14 protein-coding genes are annotated in these 23,863 nt (G+C 39.7%); 1 reads left to right on the top strand and 13 read right to left on the bottom strand.

Features of this window, described 5'->3' with window-relative positions; all coding sequences use genetic code 11:
- Positions 1 to 5: 5 nt before the first annotated feature.
- The 13 genes from J4N25_RS10655 to rhaT all read right to left on the bottom strand — a co-directional run bounded on the left by J4N25_RS10655 (position 6) and on the right by rhaT (position 22,835).
- Positions 6 to 3,320: a SusC/RagA family TonB-linked outer membrane protein gene (locus J4N25_RS10655; protein WP_242695867.1), complete on the bottom strand. Its 3,315-nt coding sequence runs from the start codon at positions 3,318 to 3,320 to the stop codon at positions 6 to 8.
- A complete protein-coding gene (locus J4N25_RS10650) occupies positions 3,320 to 5,536 on the bottom strand; it encodes a fasciclin domain-containing protein (protein WP_207422187.1) in 2,217 nt (738 codons plus the stop codon). The genes J4N25_RS10655 and J4N25_RS10650 overlap by 1 nt, the downstream gene beginning before the upstream one ends.
- Before the next feature lie 523 nt (positions 5,537 to 6,059).
- Positions 6,060 to 8,075 carry a RagB/SusD family nutrient uptake outer membrane protein gene (locus J4N25_RS10645; protein ID WP_207422186.1) on the bottom strand — a complete coding sequence of 672 codons (2,016 nt, stop codon included), beginning with the start codon at positions 8,073 to 8,075 and terminating at the stop codon, positions 6,060 to 6,062.
- A gap of 28 nt (positions 8,076 to 8,103) precedes the next feature.
- Positions 8,104 to 11,664, bottom strand: coding sequence for a TonB-dependent receptor (locus J4N25_RS10640; protein ID WP_207422185.1), 3,561 nt, complete (start codon positions 11,662 to 11,664; stop codon positions 8,104 to 8,106).
- 182 nt (positions 11,665 to 11,846) lie between these two features.
- Entirely contained in the window at positions 11,847 to 12,857 is a 1,011-nt protein-coding gene (locus J4N25_RS10635) for a FecR family protein (RefSeq protein ID WP_207422184.1), read from the bottom strand.
- 124 nt (positions 12,858 to 12,981) lie between these two features.
- Positions 12,982 to 13,575: an RNA polymerase sigma-70 factor gene (locus J4N25_RS10630; RefSeq protein WP_207422183.1), complete on the bottom strand. Its 594-nt coding sequence runs from the start codon at positions 13,573 to 13,575 to the stop codon at positions 12,982 to 12,984.
- Positions 13,576 to 13,706: 131 nt separating this feature from the next.
- Complete coding sequence (locus J4N25_RS10625) at positions 13,707 to 14,288, bottom strand: LutC/YkgG family protein (protein WP_207422182.1); 582 nt, start codon at positions 14,286 to 14,288, stop codon at positions 13,707 to 13,709.
- A gap of 167 nt (positions 14,289 to 14,455) precedes the next feature.
- A complete protein-coding gene (locus J4N25_RS10620; protein ID WP_207422181.1) occupies positions 14,456 to 15,835 on the bottom strand; it encodes a lactate utilization protein B in 1,380 nt (459 codons plus the stop codon).
- 85 nt (positions 15,836 to 15,920) lie between these two features.
- On the bottom strand, positions 15,921 to 16,655 hold the full coding sequence (locus tag J4N25_RS10615) for a (Fe-S)-binding protein (RefSeq protein WP_207422180.1): 735 nt from the start codon (positions 16,653 to 16,655) through the stop codon (positions 15,921 to 15,923).
- Positions 16,652 to 18,040: an FGGY-family carbohydrate kinase gene (locus tag J4N25_RS10610; protein ID WP_207422179.1), complete on the bottom strand. Its 1,389-nt coding sequence runs from the start codon at positions 18,038 to 18,040 to the stop codon at positions 16,652 to 16,654. Before J4N25_RS10610 ends, J4N25_RS10615 begins: the two co-directional genes overlap by 4 nt.
- A 121-nt stretch (positions 18,041 to 18,161) precedes the next feature.
- Positions 18,162 to 19,436 carry a sugar isomerase gene (locus J4N25_RS10605; RefSeq protein ID WP_207422178.1) on the bottom strand — a complete coding sequence of 425 codons (1,275 nt, stop codon included), beginning with the start codon at positions 19,434 to 19,436 and terminating at the stop codon, positions 18,162 to 18,164.
- Positions 19,437 to 19,568: 132 nt separating this feature from the next.
- On the bottom strand, positions 19,569 to 21,689 hold the full coding sequence (locus tag J4N25_RS10600; protein ID WP_207422177.1) for a bifunctional aldolase/short-chain dehydrogenase: 2,121 nt from the start codon (positions 21,687 to 21,689) through the stop codon (positions 19,569 to 19,571).
- A gap of 69 nt (positions 21,690 to 21,758) precedes the next feature.
- Entirely contained in the window at positions 21,759 to 22,835 is a 1,077-nt protein-coding gene (gene rhaT / locus J4N25_RS10595) for an L-rhamnose/proton symporter RhaT (protein WP_207422176.1), read from the bottom strand.
- 196 nt (positions 22,836 to 23,031) lie between these two features.
- Here rhaT and J4N25_RS10590 point away from each other — a divergent pair, with 196 nt between their 5' ends.
- Positions 23,032 to 23,847 (top strand): autotransporter outer membrane beta-barrel domain-containing protein, encoded by an 816-nt coding sequence (locus J4N25_RS10590; RefSeq protein WP_207422175.1) that lies wholly within the window; start codon positions 23,032 to 23,034, stop codon positions 23,845 to 23,847.
- Positions 23,848 to 23,863: the final 16 nt, after the last annotated feature.

Here is a 23,863-nt window from a genome sequence, read left to right as displayed (position 1 = left end):
CTATTTTAAAAGCCAACTGTTACGCCCATTAGTAAATTCCTGGTTGGAGGAGTTAATGCTTTATCTTCATTATACCTGAATGGATCGTTGCTTCCACGTGAAGCTACATCCGGATCTACACCCTTATACTTAGTAAAAGTTGCAAGATTTTCAGCAGTCAGATAAACACTCGCATTTTTCATTCTAAGCATATTAGCTTTCTGCTTTGGTAAGTTATACCTAACAGTAACCTGTTTTAGGCGAAGAAAAGAAGCGTCAGAAACATACCGGTCTGATCCAAGCCAATTAAAGCCATCCTGAAACAAGGCCCTTGGCACATTTGTAACGTCTCCTGGATTACGCCACCTTTGCAGAACCATGGTGCTTTGATTGCTATAACCTGACATGTTGGTTGTATTCATTAATGTATTATTAACAATCTTATACCCTACCTTATAGCTAAAGAAGGCATTGAAAGTCAGGTTACCTTTGTAAGTTATAGAGGGACCAAATCCACCCGTAATCTTTGGAATACTGTTCCCCAAAAACACTATGTCATCCTGGTTAATATTACCATCATGATTCACATCCTCGTACATAGCATCTCCCGGTTGGAACACATAATTGCTGGTCGGGTAATTGTAACGCATTAAGATAACTTGATTATTCGGACCAATAATTTGATTTCCATTAGCATCACGAGCGATAGTGGCGTTTTGATCACTATAAACCCCTTTGTATTTAAACCCATAGAATGAGCCAAACGGGTTACCTTCCACGAGGTAAGAACGATAAATACCATTACCAATACTTGTTCCGTTAACGCGTGGATAAAACTCAGAAATTTGGGTGATAACGTTAGTGTTCTGGGCTATATTAAATCCAAAGTTAACGATCCATTGTTTAGATCGATAAGGAGTGGTATTCAAGCCAATTTCAAAACCCTTGTTGGTCATGCTTCCTACATTAGCCATTAATTGAGTGTATCCGGTGTAATTAGGTACTTGCAACCTATCAAACAGCATATCCTTAACTCTATTACTATATATGTCTATGTCAAGCTTAATAGCATTTTTTAAGGCATTGAAAGTAAGACCAAAGTTTCTTCCTATGTTGGTTTGCCATTTCAAATTATCAAGGCCTAAACGACCGGGTATTACACCCGACATCCCCACGTAATCAGAGGCTGTTGGTACATAAGTATTGAAGAAGAGGTAGTTTTTGTCAGGCTGTCCTCCTGATTGTCCATAACTCGCCCTAAAACTGAAGTCGTCAATGAATTTAAACTGCTTCATGAACGGCTCACCAGATAGACGATATCGTGCAGAAACTGCGGGAAAAATCCCGTACTTGTAGTTTGAACCGAAACGTGAATTTCCGTCTATCCTAGCTGTTAAGTTGATAATATATCTATCTAAGTAACCGTACTGTTGAGTTGTAGCAATACCAATAGTACGATATTTGGATATACCGCCATTTAGTGCAAGATCGGCATTCTGCGTCCTTCCCGGATTTGAAGGGTCCTGTAAAAAAGATGAAGCTGTATTTGACGTAACTATATTTTGCTCGTTAACAGTTTGATCCTCGGTTTGAAAAGTTAACAATGACTGTAGGGAGTGATTCTCTCCCAGCCGGGGAGTGAAAATGAAGTTTAGTTTAGTACTTACTCCAAAGAAGTCTTTATCACTATCAGCTGCCCTGTTTACCGTTGTTTCTGTGATTGGTCTACCAGTTGCAATCTGTGGCAAAAATGATTTTGTCTTTTGATTATTAATATCAAACTGAACATCAAAAGTAGATACTAACAAACTGTTTGGTAAAATATCATAAGTTAGCTGAAACTTAGGTGTAATACGCTCACCATAAACTCTGGCATACGATTGTTCCACCATTGCAAGTGGATTCACTGTTCCTATTATTTCATTCCTATTATTCAACCCTTGGTAAAATCCCTGAATATTAGATGCTGGAGAAAAATAATTAGGTGTTTGATTGCCAAATTCATCGTAACGGTACACTCCCATGTTCGGCATTTTTGTGTAAGCAATATTTCGAACAGATCCAGAATAGTTTAATGTGTTTAAAACATGGGTATATTTAAAGTCTGAACGGAAACGGATCCGATTCGACACGTTATAGTCCAGATTGATAGTTGTGGTAATACGGTCGAGATCTGTTCCCTTAGTTGTACCCACCTGATTTAAGTAGCCTGCAGATGCGTAATAACGAGCCTTTTCCCCACCACCCTGCATCGTTACGTTGTGATCTTGAGAATAACCAATTTGAGTAATTGCGTTGATCCAGTTACTATTTTGGCTATAGTTGTGATACTGGAAAGGCATCATGGGATCGTATAGAAACTCTGTGTTTTGAGTTGTGTTTAATGGAAGACCATTCCTATTATTAACCGCTTCCAGGATAACTGTTGAATATTGATCTCCAGAAAGAAGTGGAATATTTTCAGGTTGTTTTGAATATGTCCCCCTAAAATTATAACCAATACTTGGCTTCCCAACTACTCCACGCTTAGTGGTAATTAATAGTACTCCATTTGCAGCCCTTGCACCCCATATAGCGGTAGAAGCGGCATCCTTAAGAATAGTGATTGTGTTAATATCTGTTGGAGCTATATTCAATAGCTGAGCGTAACCTTGCTCGTCAGCCGTAGAGAAATTGAAGTCACTAGGAATGTTTGTTTCAAATGGCATTCCATCAACAACGATCATCGGCTCAGCAGATCCGTTTAAGGAAGCTGTACCACGAATACGGATTGACATCCCAGCACCTGGGTCTCCTGAAGTTGTTCCGATATCTACACCCGGCATCCGGCCTTGTAGTGCCTGGTCGATAGAGGCTGCCGAAAGCTCTTGTAAGTCCTTAGCATTTACCGTTGTAGTTGCAAAGGTAGAGCTTCTTTCATCAATGCTTAAACCAGTTCCGTTATTCACGGTACGCTTACCAGTGATAACAACGTCAGCAAGTTCACTGGTATTAGAAACAAGTGATATGTTAATTACTGAACGACCATTAATAGCCTGAACTTGAGTTTTATAACCCAAGTATGACACTTGAATAGAGTTATTAGGATTACTTATTTGTAAAGCGTAATTACCGTCTATATCGGTAGTTGCACCCCTGACAATACGCTTATCTTTATCGAGCTCAACAACAGACGCTCCGATAACTGATAGCTTATCTTTTGAGTCGATAACCTTTCCCTTTACTGTAATCCTTTGCGGCGCTTGAGCTTTTAAACTTACCCCGCAAAAAGAAAGACCCAGTATTATCACTAAACTAAATACTTTGTAGAATGGGCTTTTCATACCTTTGAATATCTTCATTAAAATTTCAGTACTTGATTTATAGAATGTATAAGAGCCCTGTTGCTCAGATTATTGCTGTTAGTTAAAATAGCGCTTGCTGATGCGGGAGTGGCACTATCGTCTTTTAATCTGAAATTGGCAGCCGTATTAGAGCCCTCGTATTCTACTCTAATCAACCTTGTATCCCCAGTGCCTGTCTTTAATAGGGTTTGATAAGCAGCAGCCTTCTTTCCGTCGATAGCAACTGTTGCTTTACTTATAAATGAATACTTAATAAAGTTTTCCACTGCAATTCTCTGTGGTCCGGACTGTTGAGATAAAAGGAAGGATGGAGTAACAGTAGCCCCGGAGACTGTTCCAGGGAGCCTGCCCTCCCTAATTGCCTGCTCTATAGCAGCATTAGTGGGTACAAACAACGTAGAAAATCCTCCTTTTTCCACTCCCGAAATTTCCTTAGTAGTATTATTCCATAAAGAAGAGTTTCTGAGGTAGTTGAAAAAGTGGCTAAAAGAACTTGCTTTTGAGGTAGACAGACTTTCCAATGTTGATCCTACTGTTACGGGACCATCTTCAGCGAATTTTAAAACACCACTTGCATAATATACTTTACCATTCACATAGTCCCGACTGCCCGTGACCGTAACAAAGGAATTATCTACCACGTTACCACTAGCCTGCAACCGGTTATTTTCAAATTTCACGTATTCTCCATTATACCCTTCAGCGATTCCGGTTCCTGATAAATTATCAAATTCACCATTTGGTGTAGTTAGTACAGCGCTTTGAATAATACGATTGATTCTTGCCAAAGGAATTGCACCAAATACCGGACTAGTACCAGGAGCAACATATTCCCATTGGTTAGAGTCCTCACGAAAACGATAACCAGCAGCTTGTAAGTCAACGTTATTCATCAGAATCATCGTTTGACGAAGGGACGGTGTTTGAGCTATAGATCTGAGATCTGAACCATCAATAGCTCTTGTCATAGCCATATAGTTCGGGTTTAGAAATGCGGCAGCATAAATTGTCCTGAAGACGTTAGCTTCCTGAGCTTTATTTACACCATACAAGAAACCATTACTTAAAGCCTTTCGCTCCACTATGTTTGAAGCAGAGAAAGTAACATTTTCTGACTGAGAGTTAAGTTCACTATTTACTCTTTCTGGCCACACTGGAACCCGCCACATGTGAGAATTCACAAGATTAAGCAGCAAGGATTGCGGAGCGGCGCTAAAGGTTTTATAATGCTCCAGAATAACATCAGTTAAAGGTTTTAATGCAGTATTAGTAGGAACAGCAATAGACCAAGCTGCCGCCTGACCATCGGTAGAACCAGCCAAATAACTTTCATTATTTGGAGAGAATGCAAGACCCGGATTGTACGCCTTTATAAAAACCGGATCAGAAGAGCCCGTTAAAACTCTGTATCTATCTGTAAAATCCGCATTGGGAATATAAGTTACAAGAGAATCCAGTAATTTTTTAAAGTCGCTATATTCCGGTTTTGAAGCTATATATTGTTCGATGTTAGGAAGCGGCGTAATAACTTTGTCAATTACGTGGATAATTCCGTTTTCAGCGGGAACGTTTGCTTCTATAACCTTCGCACCTGCTACGTCAAAGTCGGAATGAACTTGCCCTGGATAAAAGGAGGAATAAGTAGAAGCATGATTTAGCTGATTGAAATCAAAGTAACTTGGGATAAAATAAGGAATATACTTATTATTATTTTCATTAACAACTACTGTAGTTCCATTTCGACTGTTATCTACAACCTTCCTGTTATTCTCTGTATACACGAAATCGTAATAGGCTGTCCTTCTTCTGAAGGCACCATCAGCAATTCTTCCTGCAGGCGTTTGGAAGGAGGTAAGTTCCTCTTTTCTAAAAGGATTATAAACAAGCCCATAAGTTGCTATTTTTCTTGCCATCTCAGGTGTTACCTGATCTACCCCTGCGATATTATTATCCTGGAAAAATTTCTGGAAGGCTTCGTCTGTTGGAGCAAAAAAAGTCCAGGCTCCTGATCTCCCTAGAATATCTTTATATCCTGACTTGTCAATTACGGAAAGCAGGGTCTTAAAGTTTCCCTTGGCCTGCAACTGCTGATAAATGGGAGGTGCCAAATCATCTGGCCTACCGTAATATTCATCCCACTCTTTTTTATTACAACCAGTAAATAAGAAAACAGCTGATAAAAAGTACAATAACCTTTGTATCGATCTCATCATATTGTATTTTGAAATGTAATTTTTGAATTTTAAATCTGATCAGGCCACGTTGCCTTAGTTTGCGACACGATTATGCACCCCAGATATAAGAAAAGTAGAAAGTAAAATTTTTATCATAGAAATCCTTGGTTACTTAATTGGTAAAATTGGTTACTCTTTAACCTCTCGTACGTTCACACTATCAATTGGTTGCAACTAATTTAGATTGATTGAACCAGGATGGCAACCTGTAGCATCCTGTCTGCCTTCATTTTGGCCAGTAAATAACAAAAGGGAAGAAACAAAGAATTACAAAAACTTCGGCGTTTTGATTTCAAGAAAAAAACAGAACATCGCCATCTTTATAAACAACGAGAATTACTGTGTTTTTTTTTAAGAAAGTCGCAAAAGTGAAAAGGCTAGTCAAAAAAAATCGCTGTTATAGATTTAGCTTATTAGTTAAAGAGGAAATTCGAATTTCAACAACAAATACGACAAAAAGATAAAGGAAGGGCAGCGCCTTCCTTTATCTTTACTAGATCTTTTAATTGTATCCGGGATTTTGATAAGCTTTTTTCATATCGGTATCCATAGGCTTACCATCTCTTGTGGTTAAATCAATCTGCTGCTGAGGGATAGGACGTAGCTTATGATGCATTTGAATGTTAGTAGCATCAGGATTATAGCGAACTTGAGCTCCGCTTTTGTCAACATATTTTCCCTGATCAGAACTTACCCGCCTATAAAGGTTTTCTGTCCTGACCAAATCCTCCCACCGATATAACTCTCCGCATAACTCTCTTGTCCTCTCGTTCAACATAAAGTGAATGAACCGGTCCCTCTTTGTAGCAATACCGATCGGATATAGTTCTGAAGCTACGCTTGTTTCAAATAAAGCCTCTGTTGCTCTCAAATCAGGATAAGTGCTGCTAACATCTCCTTTAACCCCACCGTCGAACATCCAGGTCTGGGGGTTTCTAAATTCTCCAGACCGATAAGCTGCTCTCTCACGAATTTTATTGATATAGGTAAGTGCCTTGCTATAATCAGCCTTACGACCGTAGGCTTCGGCTGCGATTAAATAGGTTTCACCGAGACGTGCTAGAATACCATTCTTTACACCATTTTCTTCGTTAAAGTTACTGGTGATCCTTACCGGGTCTAGGTGTTTTACCAGAGTTAGATATTTACTGTTACTAAAGCCTTTGGTAATAGCTCCAGTAGTTGCATTCTTAATGTATCTGGGCCAAACGGGATAACGGAATTTAGAAATATCAGTAGATAGTATTGGATTAGTTCTATCGTTTACAATAAATAATGCCGCGGTATCTCCTATTCCATATTTCACTCTCCCAACCAAGGATGGATTTGGAGCATTCGTTGCCGTGAACCTTGGAACGTCTGCATTTGTATTTGAGTAATAAACTGTTCTAAAACTTTTATAAAATCTTGAATCGTTCCTTCTATCAAACAGGTCGATCGTATAATCAGAAGGGCCTAACCGACGAAATGGACGTCCATTAAAGTTATCCGCATTTCTTGTTAAACCAGGAATGCTTAGGTCGTATTGCATTATGAAATACTCATGAACGCGGTTACCGTTTGCTCCATTTGCTACTGTATTATTAGTAAATTGTGCAGCAAAAATCACTTCACGACTACGATTTGCCTGTTGAATCTTTGAATAGTCTCCTGCAGGGGCAGGGCCGTTCTGTCCAATTGCGGGGGTTCTAACATTAGGGTAATTATCAGGATAAACACCGCTGAACAACGACATGTAATCCTCCTCCAGCGCATAAGTACCGCTATTTATAACTTGGTCTGCGTAAAAAGCAGCACTGTCAATATCAGTTGTTTGCTGTCCTCTGGCTTCAGTAACAGCACTACCACGGGTTAAATAAACTTTTGCTAAATAATGTTGAGCTGCTCCCTTTGTAACCCTTCCTTGCTCTGCAGCAGTAACAGGAAGGATATTCTTAGCATACTGCAGATCGGAAATGATTTGGTTATAAACCTCTGCTACACTAGCGCGGGGAAACTCGGTTCTGGGCGTCAAACTATAATCAAGAACTAAAGGCACTCCGCCGAATTGTTGTACCAGTTGGAAGTAATAAAAGGCTCTTAAAAATCTAAGCTCTGCCACACGCAGGTTCCTTTGTGCATCTGTAGCCAAAGTCCTTGATAAATCGTCGCGAAAATCAGGAATTAGAGTTATTCCAACATTACAACGATTAATTCCATCATAATTATTCATCCATAAACCATTCAACAATGGCTCATTTGCTCCCAAATTAGGATCGTAAGTATTATAATGCATGAAGTTAAACTGGTCTCCAAGAATGAACTCATCGTCACCGAAATTATGCAGGGCATAAGCCTGTTCACCATTGAACTTCCACCTTACCGGAGCGTATGCTGATCTTACAAGATCCTCGAGCCCCTTATCTGTTTTATAATAATCATAAGAAAGAGTATTTACCAACTCCTCCTCCACAAACTTTTTACATGATGTTCCGGCAATTATCAGTGATGCCAGAATGGCGATATAATATTTTTTCATCTGTACCTCTTTATTGTTAAAGATTAAACTATATACCTACCCTTAAACCAAACACGAAGCTTCTATAGCTATAAGATGTTGGCGAGGGATTGGCCGTACTACTGGAAGGATAAGTAGATGTATAAGGGACGGTTTCCGGATCGTATCGTTTGTACTTGCTAAATAAGAATGGATTTAACGCATTGAAAGTAACTGTCATGCTGTTAACCTTTATTTTACTCAGCAAGGGTGCAGGTATATGGTAAGCTAATAAAATACTCCTTACACGAACGTAAGACGCATCTCTGAAGGAAAGCGACTGCCAGTATAAAGGTATATCACTTCCACGGTTTGGTTGCTGATAGTCGTTAGACGGATTAGTAGGCGTCCAGTAATTAACTTTAACGCCCGGGTAACGGCCAACCAATCCGGGCCTGATATCTCTTACCAAGCCCCCATCGCTGATATAAATAAATGCACTTAGATCAAATCCTTTATAAGAAAATGTATTGTTAATACTTGCAGTCCAATTTGGATTAGCAGAACCAAGCGACATTTTATCCGCATCTGTAATGATCGTGTCCCCAGTAATATCCTTTACCCTTATACGACCCGGCTGTAAGTTTGCATTTGACCTATTACCTGCTTTTTTCCAGAAGTAATCCTTTAAAATTCCTCCGGCGAGAGTATCTGCGTACTGAAAAACTCCCTCGGATTTAAAGTCGTAGTAATTCCTTACTGGCTGTCCGTAAAACCATTGATTGGCAATATCATTTGAACCGGTTTCATTTAGCTCCACAATTGCTTCCCTATTCCTCGTAAAAGCAAAATCGCTTGTCCATTTGAAGCCCCGTTTATTCTGAGACCTATCGATGTTTACTGTCGACAAAGCTAACTCAATACCTCTATTTCGCACTTTTCCCAGGTTCACTAGCATCGATGTGTAGCCACCCGCAGCTGGTAATGACTTTCTTTGAATATTATTTGAGTTGGATTCATAAACATCAATAGAACCGGAAATCTTACCTTTAAAGAATCCATAATCGATACCGAGGTTCTTGGTGTTGGTCCTTTCCCAATGAAGATCGGGTAAAGGCAAACCAACCGGGTAGTAACCTAAAGCTACATTACCGCCAAAATTATAGTATGATGGATTGCCCGACAATACACCCCTTGTTTGGAATGGGTTAATACCTGAATTACCTACGGCTCCAAAACCAGCTCTAATCTTCAACTGTTCAATCTGAGGAATATTTTTTATAAAATCTTCCTGGTCGAGACGCCATGCAACTGAAGCAGAAGGGAAGTACTCTTTATTATTTCCCTCTGCCAGAACTGAGGCGGCATCTAGCCGCAATGCTGCAGTAAAAATATATTTACCAGCGTAAGAGTAATTAACCCGGCCAAGAACTGAAGCCAGATTACTTTGGAAATAATTACCTGTATTAACTACATTTCCCTGGGAGTTATTTTGAAGTGCATACCATTTCTGACTTTCATAAGTAAGGTTTTCCGCTCTTAGTGTGTCTAATTCCCGACGCTCTTTTCTCAACTCAGACACAACAGTAGCTGAAAGATCATGTTTAGTACGTATGGTAATGTTATAGTTCAACTGGTTTTGCAGTGTCCATACAAAGCTATTCTCAGACATTCTCTGAGCATTCGGAGCATTACCTTGTCTTACAGAGGATACTGATCCATTAAATACTCCTCGCCGAACATTATTCAGGTCAAGACCTAAAGCGCTTCTATAACTTAGTCCTTTCACAATATTTACCTGAGCGGAAATATTTGACAGGAGACGGTTAATTCTAAATTCGTTAAATACAGTATTTGGATCATTTAAAGGATTTACAACTTGTGAGTCTCCGCCGGGATTAAATATGAAGTTCCCATTAGCGTCATATGGTTGGGCCAAAGGAAATTGTCCGGTGGCAGCTGAATACACATCCGGGCCCTGATTTTGAATAGCATTAGAATAATTAACATTTGTTCCAATACTTAAGAATTTAAGCGGTTTAATATTGTTACTGTTAGACAAACTATACCGGGTATAATCTTGTCCTGGCAATATACCCTTTTGCTTAAAATACCCTCCGCCAAAAGCGCTATTAAGCTTTTCTGCTCCCCCAGTGATAGAGATGTTATGGTTTTGGGTGGTTCCTGTTCTTAATGCTGCATCTCCCCAGTTGAACGTCGTAATTTTTGATGGGTCATAAATAGCTACCTCATCTAAAACGGGATATCCCAAGCGTTGCAAAAGAGCCTTTTCCTCTGCAGTTGTAGGTCGTGTCTCTGCAACAAAAATCCCGTTAGCTGGATCGAGTTGTTTAAATGTATAACCCTGTGCTACATTATTCCATAGTGCTTTATCTGTACTATTAAAGGCAGAATAATCGGCAGCAGGATCAGGAAAATAACGTCTGGCAGCATTATTTGAACTTGAAGTAGAGTTATAAACACCAGAACCTATATAGGCGTCTCTTCGAAACTGGGCAAATTCGGCCCCATTGTATACTTCTAGTTTTCTCAGTATCTCCTCTGCTGAGGTATTTCCACTGTAATCAATGGTAAATCTTCCGCTTCTGCCTTTCTTGGTGGTTACCTGGATTACACCATTCGCTCCTCTTGATCCATAAATAGCTGTTGCGGCAGCATCCTTTAAAACGTCTATTGATTCAATATCAAGTGGGTTGATATCATCTATACTATAAGTTATTGGAATACCGTCAACCACGTACAAGGGATCATTTGTTGCCGTTAGGGAACGGTTCCCTCTAATGCGAATAGAAGCTCCAGAACCAGGCCGATATGATCCTTGAGTAGCAACCAAGCCAGGAACGCGGCCTTGCAGGGCTGTACTAACATTGGTCACAGGAACTTGTTTAAGATCTGCCATATCAACGGAAGTGATAGCTTGCGCTACGCTCCCTTTTCTTTGTGTTCCATAACCAACCACAACAACTTCGTTCAAAGATTTCACATTTTCTTCAAGCGTTACGTTTATTACCGTTCTGCCATTGATCGGTACTTCCAGGGTGGTAAAACCAACGAACGTAAAAACAAGTGTACCATTGGCTTGGGCTGTTGGTACTTTAATGGAGTAAGCGCCATTAACATTAGTAGATGCACCGATTGCAGTTCCTTTGATCTTCACACTTACACCCGGCAGAGTTTCTCCCTTTGTTGAAGTCACCGTTCCTGTCAGTGTGATATCGGAAACGCTTTTTCTAGCAATATCTACTGATTTAAGCCTGCTTAATACAATTTGATTTTCAAAGGCTTCATAATTAATTCCCCTAGGTTTTAAAATAAGATCAAGAACGTCCGAGAGTTTTTCATTATTCGCTGACAGATCAACTTCCTGATTTAGGTCGATCAGATTTTTACTATATACGAATTTTACAGCGGCTACCTTTTCGATGCTTTCAAGAACATCAAGCAAGGATGACGATGTTTTTTCTATCTTAACTGAATTGTCTAATATACCCTGGGCTATGCCATTTGAAGCATAAGAAACTCCACTCAGTATAATTGCAATTATCAGTTGGCTTAATGTTATTCTCATAATATAACGCAGGTCACTTGAGAGGTCTGAAAAAAATTTCATACATTAGTTTGTTTTATTTTTACAAAGAATGAGACAATAAAAAACCTATCCGAAGTTTTCAACTCGGTTTAATCAATGGTTTTGAGTTAAGGAGTGCCCCCACACTTCTTAACTTTTTATGAAAGAGATCTTCTGCTTTTGTTTATATCATATCTGAGAATTTTGATTAAATAAATGGTTAGTTAGTCAATTGGTTTAGACATCGTTATGCCGCTTTCATTAATTTCATAGGTAATTCCTAATGATTTAGATAGTAGTTCGAGAACTGATGGCAGATTCACATTAGTAAAGTCTGCTTTCAATTGATATTGATTTATAGTAGAATCTTTAATTTGGATCTTTGATGCAAATCGTTCATTCAGGGCCTTTACAACGTCCTTTACTGGGGTGTTATTGAAGGAAAGTGTCTCCTTTCGCCAAATACTCATAGCATTGTTCGTTTCAGCCCTTTTCTCAAGCTTTACTTCGGCCACAGATGCTACAACACTCTCCTTTGGCAACAAGAAAGTCCTCTGTTTTACATTGTCTGTATTGGGGATTAAAGTATAAACCATAACCTTACCAGTCACAACAGATACCTCTGTCTCTTCAGTTCCAACATTGCACCTTACATTAAAACTAGTCCCAAGAACTTTAGTGTATACATCACCGGTTTTGATAATAAAGGGACGTTTCGGATTTTTAGCCACCTCAAAGAACGCCTCACCCTGCATTGTTACATCTCTGCTGGACGCGCTATTATAATCCTTCCTGTACGAAATCTGAGCAAAAGGCCTCATCCAAGCAATGCTACCATCGGGGAAAACGTGCTTTTTAAGGCTTCTGGATGAATTTTTAACAGAAACATAGGTAGGTAGGACAATTCCCTTCTTTGTAACGGAGGTTTGTTGAAAATAAAAAGTAATGGAAATGGCCAAAAATAACATTGCCGCTACTCCGGCCAGCGTCCGATATAACAAAGATACTGCGTTTTTTTTCCTAGGATACAGTTCCGGATCGATATTCAATTGTGCAGCTATTTGCCCGAACATCTTCTCCCTAAGCCGGGCCTTCTCCTCCTCAGAGTAATGAGTTGTAGGATTAGAGAGGTTTTCGAAAGAATCATACCACCGGTACAATCTCTCCTCCTCCTCCTGGCTACATTTCCCCTTCAGGAACTTGTCTATTAACTCTGATGGTGCCTTCGGCTTCATTTGAATAACTTTAGGGTCGCAAGTTACTTTACAGTGGGCCAAACCTTTTCTATCCCCTACTTGCGCTAAATAAATTTTTATTACTTGATCTGATAAAAAAGCTGAAGCCGATTTTTTTACGGGTCTAGTTTCGGAATATGAAATTAAAAATCAGGGCTGTAAGAGACAGGGCGTCTCTGAGGCTCAACCTAATATTTCTAAGGGCTTTAGTTAGATGGTTCTCTACCGTCTTTTCAGATATTCCTAAAAGAGCGGCAATTTCTTTATTGTTCTTATACTCCTTACGGCTAAGCTCGTAAACAGTTTTGCATTTTGAGGGAAGCTTCTCTACTCCTTCCTCAAGCACATAACTAAGTTCTTTTAAAGCTATAAATTCTTCCGTTGAGTTATCCTCCATGACAGACGACTTAAGACGGCTCTCCTGATAAGCTTTTCGTAAAGATTCCTTTTGGTAGTGATTATAAACTAAATACCTTATGGAACTGAAGGCGTAATTATTAAAACAGCTGTGTATTTTGACTTTTGCTCTGTTACACCATAAACTGGTAAAAAAGTCTTGGACAATCTCTTCTGCACTTTCTGTTGCGCTTACCCGCTTTGCTGCTGCATTATAGAGCTTTTCCCAGTAGCGATTATATACTTCTTCAAAAGCGGCTACATCTCCATCTTTAAGTAATCCTATAAGAACTTCGTCAGATAAGTTTTTAGTCTTTGTCATCAGCACCTTATACTTAGGTTACAGTAGCACTAGAAAGTCCTCTTTCTAATTGGTTAGCGTAACAAATTGGTTATAAAGTAAACTTAATACTAAAGTTACATATCTGCAACCCGTTCTATCATGTTTTATGCTTAAGAAAGAATAAAAATAGTTAGACTGCGTGGGCCATGTGCACCCAGTACCAATGATTGTTCGATATCTGCTGTTTTGGAAGGTCCCGCTATGAACGCCCCGTAGCCATACTCAGAACCAGCAGTGATTTCATACGCCTGATGAAGCGTAGGAACAATCTTATTAGCTGGAACGATAATAGCAAGATGCTGGCAAATGAATGGTACGATTCGTTGAGGCAAATTTTGCTCTGGAATCCACGACGCACCATTTTCGGCTACGCCTAGAACAGCTTCGATAATAGACAGTTCCACGTCTTCGAGAGTGTGAGGATCTACTTCAGCAATTGATGTTTCTGCTACATCACCAAACTCTACCATTGAAGACACCCATCTTTTTGATGGACTGAATATTTCTGCCAGCTTAGCTTTTATATCTGTGATGCGGTCTACAGCAAAAACCTGAGCTCCGATGGCGGTAGCTATTTGTGTAAACTTCTCTACTAGTCCTTCATAAGAGACAGGGATATTGACTTCGGGTAATTCCCTTTGACCTGGCTTGTTGGCTCGTATTGCTGTTAAAATCTTTTCGCGACTACTCATAAATAATATGATTACACTGATTGAGTTTTGATTACATCGATATAGCTTTCGATACAACGATATAACTTAGATTACCAATGTACTTGGATCTACACCATTATACAAATGCATATTCTATCTTGTATAACCGTAATTCAAATCTACCTTAAACTTTGTAACTTCCTTGTCTATTTAACTCCTCTTTCCTTAGCGTACCATTCCCGGAAGGATTGCTTAGGTGGTGCCGGCATTTCGCGCTCTTTATACCAGGGATTAAGTTTGTTATTGACAACAGAAGGAAAATACTTCATTACCGTTCTTCCGGCTTTTCCTGCAAATGAGAAAAACTTTGGCATTGAGAAAGTAAGCGCCATAGCCCGCATACCCATTGCCTTAACAGGACTAACGTGTCCCTCCTTTACCAAAACTTGCCTCCATTTATATAGCTGATCGTGAATATCAATTTTTACCGGACAAACATTGGAACATGAACCGCAAAGAGTAGAAGCGAAAGGAAGGTCGGCGTACTCTTTCATATCCAGGTTTGGAGCAAGAATAGACCCGATAGGACCAGCAATAGCGTTATGATAACTGTGTCCTCCACTTCTCCTGTAAACCGGACAAGTATTCATACAGGCTCCACAACGAATACACTTTAACGAATTCCTAAAATCTTCTCTACCCAGCTGTACTGTTCTTCCATTGTCCACCAGGACAATATGCATTTCCTGACCAGGACGAGGCTTCTTAAAATGACTTGAATAAGTGGTGATAGGTTGACCTGTAGCACTACGGGTTAGTAATCGTAAAAACACGCTTAGATGCTTACGTTGAGGAATCAGTTTTTCAATCCCCATGCAAGCAATGTGGACGTCTGCAAGATGAGACGCCATATCCGCGTTACCTTCATTTGTACAAACAACGAACTCACCTGTTTCTGCCACGGCAAAATTTACTCCCGTTAATGAAAGCCTTCTAGTTACAAAGGTTTCACGAAGATGCTGACGCGCTGCTTCGGTCAATACCTGGGGATCGGCCTCACCTGCTGCCGTGCCAAGATGGATATGGAACAGATCGCCGATCTCTTCTTTTTTCTTATGAATACACGGCAATACAATGTGACTTGGAGGTTCATCAGCTAATTGAACAATACGCTCACCAAGATCTGTATCAATAACTTCAACGCCGTTCTTCTTTAAATAGTCATTTAGGTGGCACTCTTCTGTTAACATGGACTTACTTTTCATCATCCTGTTAATATTGTGCTTCTTCAGAATAGAATGAACTATCTCATTATGTTCCTTTGCATTTGCAGCCCAATGAACTGTAATTCCATTTGCTTTAGCATTTGACTCAAACTGCTCTAAATAAACATCCAGATTCGATAGAACGTTATGTTTTATCTGAGAGGCGGTTTCCCGCAGTAGTTCCCATTCCGGAAGTCCATGAGCGGCTTTATCCCTTTTCGACCTGATAAACCATAATGTTTCATCATGCCAGTTAACCCGCAGTTCGTTTTGATTAAATATATCTGCTAGACCAGAATGGTCTTTCGTTTCCACATTCATAAGCTTAACAACATTAGTCAGAACGGCAATATAGTGTTTGCTTATCTGACCCTCTAATAACTGTTTCTTGTAGATGAATACTGAACTATTCTGCGTTTAGTATCTCAGCAATATGAATGACCTTCACATTGCTCTTTTGCCGTCTCAAAATCCCCTCCATGTGCATAAGACAGGATAGATCTGCGCCGGTAATATATTCTGCGCCATTTTGGATGTGATCGGCTACGCGATCTTTACCCATTTTAGACGATACGGCTTCTTCAGCCACACAAAAAGTTCCGCCAAAACCGCAGCATTCGTCTTTTCGGGTAAGATCTATAAGCTCTAAACCTTCCACGAAATTAAGTAGGTACTCGGGCTTGGAAAATCCAGGCTCCACCAGTTCTGTCATCTGAGACAATTTTAAGCCTCTTAATCCATGGCAACTTTGGTGGACACCAACTTTATGAGGGAACCTTGCTTTAAGATCTTTTACTTTAAGAACGTCGGTTAGAAACTCGACGAGCTCAAACACCTTTCCCCGAAGCCTTTCAGCCGCCTCAGGATTTTTCTTGGAATGCAGGTGCTCTTTCAAATGGAGAACACAGCTCCCGGAAGGAGCTACGACATAATCGTACTTAGCAAAGCTTTCTGTAAATAGCTCATCACATTCTCCAGTTAAATGCTCAAACCCAGAATTTGCCATGGGCTGCCCGCAGCAGGTCTGCTTTGAGGGATACTCAACCTCAACGCCAAATTTCTCAAGTAGCTGTAATGTTGCTATCCCTGCATTAGGGTAGAATTGATCAACGTAACAGGGAACAAATAACCCAACTATCATATTATTAACTCCTGTGAAGCTGAAAAAAACTTTAATTCAATTATGTTAGAAGGAAGCGATCTCGAATTCCAGTGTTTGTGTATAGATAAAGCAGCACCGAGAGATGTCGCCTGTGCGACAGATGCCGCAAATACTTCTTTATCTGGAAACGCAGCAGCTAATAACTGCATAAAAATTTCATTCTTGCTGAATCCTCCATCCACAAAAATACGTTTTACCTCATCATTCAAAACCATACGGGTCGACTCGGTTTGAAGGGCAACAAGGTCTATAACCAATTGATGATAAGCATCTTCTATATTAACAAAAGAACTCAAATCACGATTTGCAAAGGCGGAGGTGGCTAATTTCGCTGAATCTAATACTAACTTAGCTGAATCATTTTTTTCTTGAAGCCTGCTAATTGTAGTAGAATTATATTTAATCTTCTTGTAGAAGTCTTCTGGCTTGTTGAAATGAGCAGCAATTCTTTTGGACTGTTGTTCATGCTCGTTTCCTGCAAAAACTCTCGAAGCTTTAACCGGCTTACCTTTGTAGCTAATGTAGCAAAGGCAGTCGGATTTCAACTCCTCTTGAGTTAAAGGAGATGAATTGAATGGATTTAAAGTTACACACCATGTCCCAGTAGACAATAAAGTGAAAGGTTCCTGGAAGCTGGTAAAAAATGGAATTAAAGCTGCTGAACTGTCGTGAAGGCCAATACCTACGAACCGTTTCAGCTCTTCTACGCTAACCTCTACGGCAGAATCAGAAGGGTAAAGAGGAGCTAATTTCTCTGCTATACCTTCCTTCTTTACCCACTCGTGGTAATGATTTGCTGTAAAGTTCCACAAATTAGTATGACAACCTATACTTGTAATATCAGAATATGCTTTTCCTGTAATCAGGAAACTTAAATACTGTGGAAGGTGTAATGAATATTTGATTTTGGAAAAAAGCTCTGGTTTTTGATGCTTCAGTCTGAATAACTGCATTCCTGAGTTTAGATTACCTAAAACAGGTGATGCTGTTTCTGTAGATACCTGAAGCTCGCCCCCATATTCTTTGTAGAAATTCTCTTTCAAATTGTCCGGAAAAGGCTTGAGGTAATTATAAAGAGGAGTTAGTGGGTTCCCTTCATCATCTATATGAACAAAACTTGCCCCATAAGCCGAAAAATTTATTCCTTTTATATCAAACTTTTCAAGCTTAATTACCTCTCCTAGCACTTCCTTTACCCATGACGTTAAGAAATCAAGATTTTCACAGGGATCTCCATCCTCATCTGTCGTTTCGTCGAACCTGGCTGTTCTTTCAAGTACGATCTTGTACGTTTCATCGAAGAAAAAAAGCTTTTTATTAGTCTTTCCAATATCAAATACTGCAATTACAGGTATCTTCCCCATATTTTAAGATATGAAATGCGGGATCTGAATTTGCATGCTGCTCAATTCATCCCGCAAGTAATTTTATAAATAAAAAAGATTTGAGACCTTAGGTAGTCCCTAGAGTCTCAAACTTGAATTGTTATAAACCAGTTGCTACTGTTTTAAGACCTCTTTCTCCAATTAACTGTTCGCGTATTTTCAAATCGCGGAATAACTGAACAGGAGCGATAGCAGCACCAGAACGACGTCTTGCTTCAGCTACTAATGCACGAACATCTGTGCGAAATGCATTCTGAAGGATATCTTGTGCAGTTACAACGTCATTAGCATCACGAGCTGCTTCTAAAGCATTCCGGTCTACTGAAAGTGCTTGTGCATATGCAATCATAATAGCCTCAACCGACTGTAAGAGGTCTTCAAGAGGATCCTTTACATTATGGGAAGCATCAATCATCCAACCTAAACCGGTAGCATGATCAAGACCCGCAGCATCTAGTCCATCCACAAGTTCGTTAAAGATCAAGAATAACTGGTATGGCTTTATACTGCCAACAGTTACGTCATCATCCGCATACTTGGAATCGTTAAAGTGGAAACCACCCAACTTGCCTTCGTTTAACAAAAGAGCTACGATTTGCTCAATATTGGCATTGGGTAAATGGTGACCTAAATCTACAAGAGTTTTAGCCTTTGGACCTAACTTGTTAGCCAACAATAATGACTGTCCCCAATCACCAATGGTAGTTGAATAAAAATTAGGTTCAAATGGTTTGTACTCAACCAACACTTTCCAGTTTTCTGGAAGGGCAGAGTAGATCTCCTGTAAACTTTCCAGCGTATTATTAAAGGCTTTGCGGAAGTTCAACTGGCCAGGGAAACAAGATCCATCAGCTAACCAAACTGTTAAGGCATCTGATCCCAACTCCACACCATGTTTAATTACCTCTATATTATGCTCTACTGCTTGCTTACGAACAGCCTTGTCCACATGGTGTAAAGAACCAAATTTGTAGCTGTACTGCTGATTTGGCTGATCCTGGAAAGTATTTGAGTTTACAGCATCAAAACGAATTCCGTTCTGAGCAGCCAAAGCCTTAATTGCCGCCGGATTTGAAGGGATGTCCCATGGTATATGAAGTGAAACAGCCCCGCTTGATTGATTTAATTGATGAAGTAAAGCAATATCTTCGATTTTTTCCTCTAAAGCGCGAGGTTCACCACCACCAGAAAATCGTCCAAAACGCGTTCCTCCTGTTCCTAGTGCCCAGCTAGGGATAGCAATTTGAAATTTAATTAGTTTTTCAATGATCTGTTCTGCGCCTGCAATTTCCTCAGCTGTGAACTGAAATTTTCTTTCATGCTGTTGAGCTAACTGGTTGTTATGCTCCTCAATCTGATACTTTTCTAGTTTCATGGTTTATTAATAGTCGTTTATTCGGAAGTCCGAAAGTCGGAGGTCCGAAAGTCCGAAAGAAAAATAAGATGCAAAATGATTGATCTCACAATCCTTCGGACTTTTCCGACTTCCAGTCTTTCTGACTAAGTATTATCTAACAAATGCCATTGCAACACCGCCATCAACGTTTAATACGTTTCCGGTTGATTTGTGCAATAATCCACCAACGAAAGCAAAACAAGCGTTTGCGATATCATCTGGAAGGATAATCTGGTTTAGCAATGTGCGTTTTGCATAGTAAGCTGGCAATTCGGCTACGGTAATTCCGTAGGCTTTAGCACGGCCTTCAGCCCATCCACCAGCCCAGATATTAGAATCACTAATAACGGCATCAGGATTAACAACGTTAACGCGGATGTTATCACCACCTAGTTCAGCAGCATTTAAGCGGCTAAGGTGTAGCTGAGCTGCTTTAGCGCTACCATAACCAGCATTGTTTGGACCACTTACTAATGCATTTTTACTAACGATATTGATAACATCACCACCAATAGCTTGCTTACGCATTACTTCAACTGCAGCCTGGGTTATGAAAAACTGGCCTTTTACCAATACATCATATAGTAAATCCCAATCTTTTTCTGTATGATCCTGAATGGTTTTAGAAATAGAAAGACCTGCATTGTTGATAACAATATCTACACCACCAAATGCCAAAGCAGCTACTTCCATTGCTTCCTGGATCTGACCACCATTGGTAACGTCAAGAACAGCTGTTGCGTATGAATCTTTTCCGTATTTAGCTTTGAATTCATCACCAGCACCTTGCAAACGCTCGGCATTCATATCGTTAAGGACTACAACAGCACCTTCTTCAACAAATTTTTTCGCAATAGCTTTACCTATACCACCCGCACTACCGGTAATTAAAGCAATCTTACCAGAAAGAGCTTTAGGCTTTGGCATACGTTGCAACTTCGCTTCTTCTAACAACCAGTACTCTATATTAAATGCTTCCTGGCGAGGTAATGAAGTATATTCAGAAATTGCTTCTGCACCTTTCATTACATTAATTGCGTTAGTATAAAATTCAGCAGCAACACGTGCAGTTTGCTTATCTTTTGAGAAAGCGAACATACCAACACCAGGATAAAGGATAATTACCGGGTTTGCGTCGCGGATAGCCGGACTATTTGGATGTTTGCAAGTATTATAGTACTCTGTGTACATAGCTCGGTAAGCTTCAAACGCAGGAGCTAATTTTTCTTTTAAAGAAGCTACATCAGAAAGGTCAGCATCAGGTGTCAGATCTAGCACCAAAGGGCTGATCTTAGTCCGCAAGAAGTGATCTGGACAACTTGTTCCAAGAGGAGCCAACCTATCAAGATCGTTAGAGTTGATAAATTCAAGAACGCGAGGATCATCAGTAAAATGACCGATCATATGACGCTCGCTTGAGCAGAACCCTCTTAAAATTGGAGCAATTGCAGCAGCTTGCTTCTTACGTTGGTCTTGTGGAAGCGACTGGATTTTTTGGCCACCAAAAACCTCTCCCTTTTTACCATAGTTCTCCTCAAGAAACTCCGCACATTTTTCAATTACCTCTAATGTGTTGATATAACTTTCATAAGCTGTATCACCCCATGTAAATAAACCGTGAGAACCTAACATGATACCACGAATACCCGGGTTTTCATCCAGACACTGACGCAGTTGAAGGCCTAGGTCGAAACCAGGCTTCTGCCACTCTACCCAACCAATAGTTCCACCAAATAATTCTTCAGTGATCTTTTTACCATCTTTTGCAGCTGCAATTGCGATAGCTGCATCCGGGTGTAAGTGGTCGATATGTTTGAATGGAAGGAATCCATGTAATGGAGTATCAATTGATGGAGCTTTAGAGCTAAGATCGTAGATACAATGATTGAAAAGTTCTACCATCTCATCTTCGTGCTCGATACCACGGTAAACATTTTTCAGGCTTCTTAAACGGTCTACATACAAAGCAGCTAAACCACTTCTCGTTAAGGTACCGATATCACCACCTGAACCTTTAATCCACATTACTTCAGTTTCTTCACCACTTAAAGGATCCTTGGCGATTGCCTTACATGAAGTGTTTCCACCACCATAGTTTGTTAACCTTAAATCTGCTCCCAGTAAATTGGAGCGGTAGATTAATAAAGCTACTTCATCACCTGCTAATTCTGCGGCTTTAGCTTCGTCCCATAGGTAGCTAACGTGTTTAAAACGTGTTGTTTGGACAGACATGTTAATTATTACAATTTATTAATTTATTTTATGGACAGGCGTACCCCACGCCAATCCTGGTACTGTACGTTATTTAAGTGAATTCCCATATCCAACTATCAGAATTGAAAGAAGGATCACAAGGATTCCAGTAATAATTGTTGAATACGTTTTTTTAGAAACCCCTTTCCATTCTTTCAGTACTAATCCCCACGTGTTGGCAATCAAAATAATGAAAGCCATATGAAGGATCCATGAACTTGGACCGTTACCTAAACGGCTCTCGCCCATTCCATAGAAAAAGAACTGTAAAAACCATGTTGTTCCTGCTAGTGCAGAAAATACATAGTTGGCTAGCAAAGGCGTTTTACTATTACCATAGTCTCCAAATGTTTTATTTCGGGAGTTAAGGAACATGCACCAGATGAAATTAGTAGTTAAGCCTCCCCAAAGGATAACAACGTAAGTGACGTTGTTCATATAAAGGAAGTTATCTGGACCTGGATTAGCAGCTTTCCACTGTTGATTGGCAAGGTCTGCCATTGAATGTCCAGCCTCTATTCCGAAATTAAAACAAGCACTCAACACACCTGAAATAATCGAAACCAACAAACCTAATCCCAATTTAAACTCCGCATTACCCTCTCCTTTTTCTGAGGCTGGCAGGTCTTTATCTTTCATCGCACCAGCCTTACCACTTATTATTATACCGATAACGCAAACTAGAATTCCAAGAAGCACAACCTGGCCCCACGTATTACTTATTAGGTCAGTAAAGGTATCTTTCCCCTCAGTTGGGTTTAAATCATAATAAATAGATGGAATAAGAGCTCCGAAAACAGAACATAAACCCAAAATGATTGAACTGCCTAAAGAAACCCCTAAATACCTAACCCCTAAACCGTAGGTTAAACCACCTATTCCCCAAAGAACTCCGAACAAATACGTCAAACCAAGAATACCACTATCTGTTCCCTTAATAATTTCGAAGAAGTTAGGAATTGTAAGATAAGCAGCTAATGGAGGCACTATAAGCCATGAAAAAATTCCACCCACAATCCAATAACTTTCCCACGCCCATCCTTTTACCTTTTTGTATGGGATATAGAAACTCCCCGAGGCGAACCCGCCTATGAAGTGAAAAATAACACCAAAAATTGCTTGCATTTCGTTTGTATGGTTCTAATTGTTGTTTATGCTGGTAAAATTACAGAAGCAATTATATTCTTCTGTCATGCACTGTCATGAGAAAAGTGCATTTAAGTACATCAAACCAAACTTTTAATCTTTGATAAATAAATTAACAAGAATTAATTATGGGTTGAATCAATTTCTATTAATTTTACCACCAATTTAAACTTGTATGATGAAAAAAACCTTAATCACTATGGCAGTATGCCTGAGTGCCTTCTTTGCAAATGGACAAGAGTCCCAACCTGAACAGAAAACTGTTAGACAAAAAAAAACAAAAACGCACAATGAAGACCAGTTAAAAGCCAATCGGGGAGCTATTTCAACTGAACTGAACTTCAACCCTTTCAAAGGGGACCTAAAGCTTAATAATTCTCTTAATCAAATCAAATTTAGGTTTTTTACTAAGCCAGACTTTGCAATAAGAGTCGGATTTAACGCAAGCTCTGTTGACTCAACATTTTCCAGTAAAAACTATTACGGAACTAACACAAATGCCAACTATGAAAGCAAACGTGAAAGTTTTACTATAGGAGCAAATATTGGTTTCGAGAAGCATTTTAAAGGAACCAGAAGGTTATCTCCTTTTATTGGGGTTGACATATCTGTTACAGATAGATCAGCTAATCAAAAGATAACGAGCGGCCAAGTAGTTACCGAGTACAAAAACAGCTGGGCAAGTCCAATTCCTTATACTTACTATAATGGATCTTCGACCCAAGTTTTATACTCAATAAACCCGAGCGATTATGGGTACACCCGAGTAGGCTTGCATTTAATAACAGGATTTGACTTCTATATGGCCAAAAATTTCTTCCTAGGCTACGAGTTTAATTTTGGAATTAATTCGACGAAATACAAGGACACCGAGATCACGCAAACAGGAAATACAAGTACTACTCCTATAAATGACCCAGTGCTGAAAAACAAAAGTTTATCTTTTGGGCCGACATTAATGAACGGTATCCGCATAGGTTATATCTTCTAATCAATCTTAAGTCACA

This window comes from Desertivirga brevis (assembly GCF_017355835.1).
This window is presented reverse-complemented; position numbering and strand designations above follow the sequence as displayed.

Bases quoted from the DNA above. Each gene is read 5' to 3' on its own strand.
- J4N25_RS10630 (WP_207422183.1), bottom strand. From the start codon at position 13,575: ATGACAAAGACTAAAAACTTATCTGACGAAGTTCTTATAGGATTACTT.
- J4N25_RS10610 (WP_207422179.1), bottom strand. From the start codon at position 18,040: ATGGGGAAGATACCTGTAATTGCAGTATTTGATATTGGAAAGACTAAT.
- J4N25_RS10655 (WP_242695867.1), bottom strand. From the start codon at position 3,320: ATGAAGATATTCAAAGGTATGAAAAGCCCATTCTACAAAGTATTTAGT.
- J4N25_RS10645 (WP_207422186.1), bottom strand. From the start codon at position 8,075: ATGAAAAAATATTATATCGCCATTCTGGCATCACTGATAATTGCCGGA.
- J4N25_RS10635 (WP_207422184.1), bottom strand. From the start codon at position 12,857: ATGAAGCCGAAGGCACCATCAGAGTTAATAGACAAGTTCCTGAAGGGG.
- J4N25_RS10605 (WP_207422178.1), bottom strand. From the start codon at position 19,436: ATGAAACTAGAAAAGTATCAGATTGAGGAGCATAACAACCAGTTAGCT.
- J4N25_RS10600 (WP_207422177.1), bottom strand. From the start codon at position 21,689: ATGTCTGTCCAAACAACACGTTTTAAACACGTTAGCTACCTATGGGAC.
- J4N25_RS10640 (WP_207422185.1), bottom strand. From the start codon at position 11,664: ATGAAATTTTTTTCAGACCTCTCAAGTGACCTGCGTTATATTATGAGA.
- J4N25_RS10625 (WP_207422182.1), bottom strand. From the start codon at position 14,288: ATGAGTAGTCGCGAAAAGATTTTAACAGCAATACGAGCCAACAAGCCA.
- J4N25_RS10650 (WP_207422187.1), bottom strand. From the start codon at position 5,536: ATGATGAGATCGATACAAAGGTTATTGTACTTTTTATCAGCTGTTTTC.
- J4N25_RS10620 (WP_207422181.1), bottom strand. From the start codon at position 15,835: ATGAATGTGGAAACGAAAGACCATTCTGGTCTAGCAGATATATTTAAT.
- rhaT (WP_207422176.1), bottom strand. From the start codon at position 22,835: ATGCAAGCAATTTTTGGTGTTATTTTTCACTTCATAGGCGGGTTCGCC.
- J4N25_RS10615 (WP_207422180.1), bottom strand. From the start codon at position 16,655: ATGATAGTTGGGTTATTTGTTCCCTGTTACGTTGATCAATTCTACCCT.
- J4N25_RS10590 (WP_207422175.1), top strand. From the start codon at position 23,032: ATGATGAAAAAAACCTTAATCACTATGGCAGTATGCCTGAGTGCCTTC.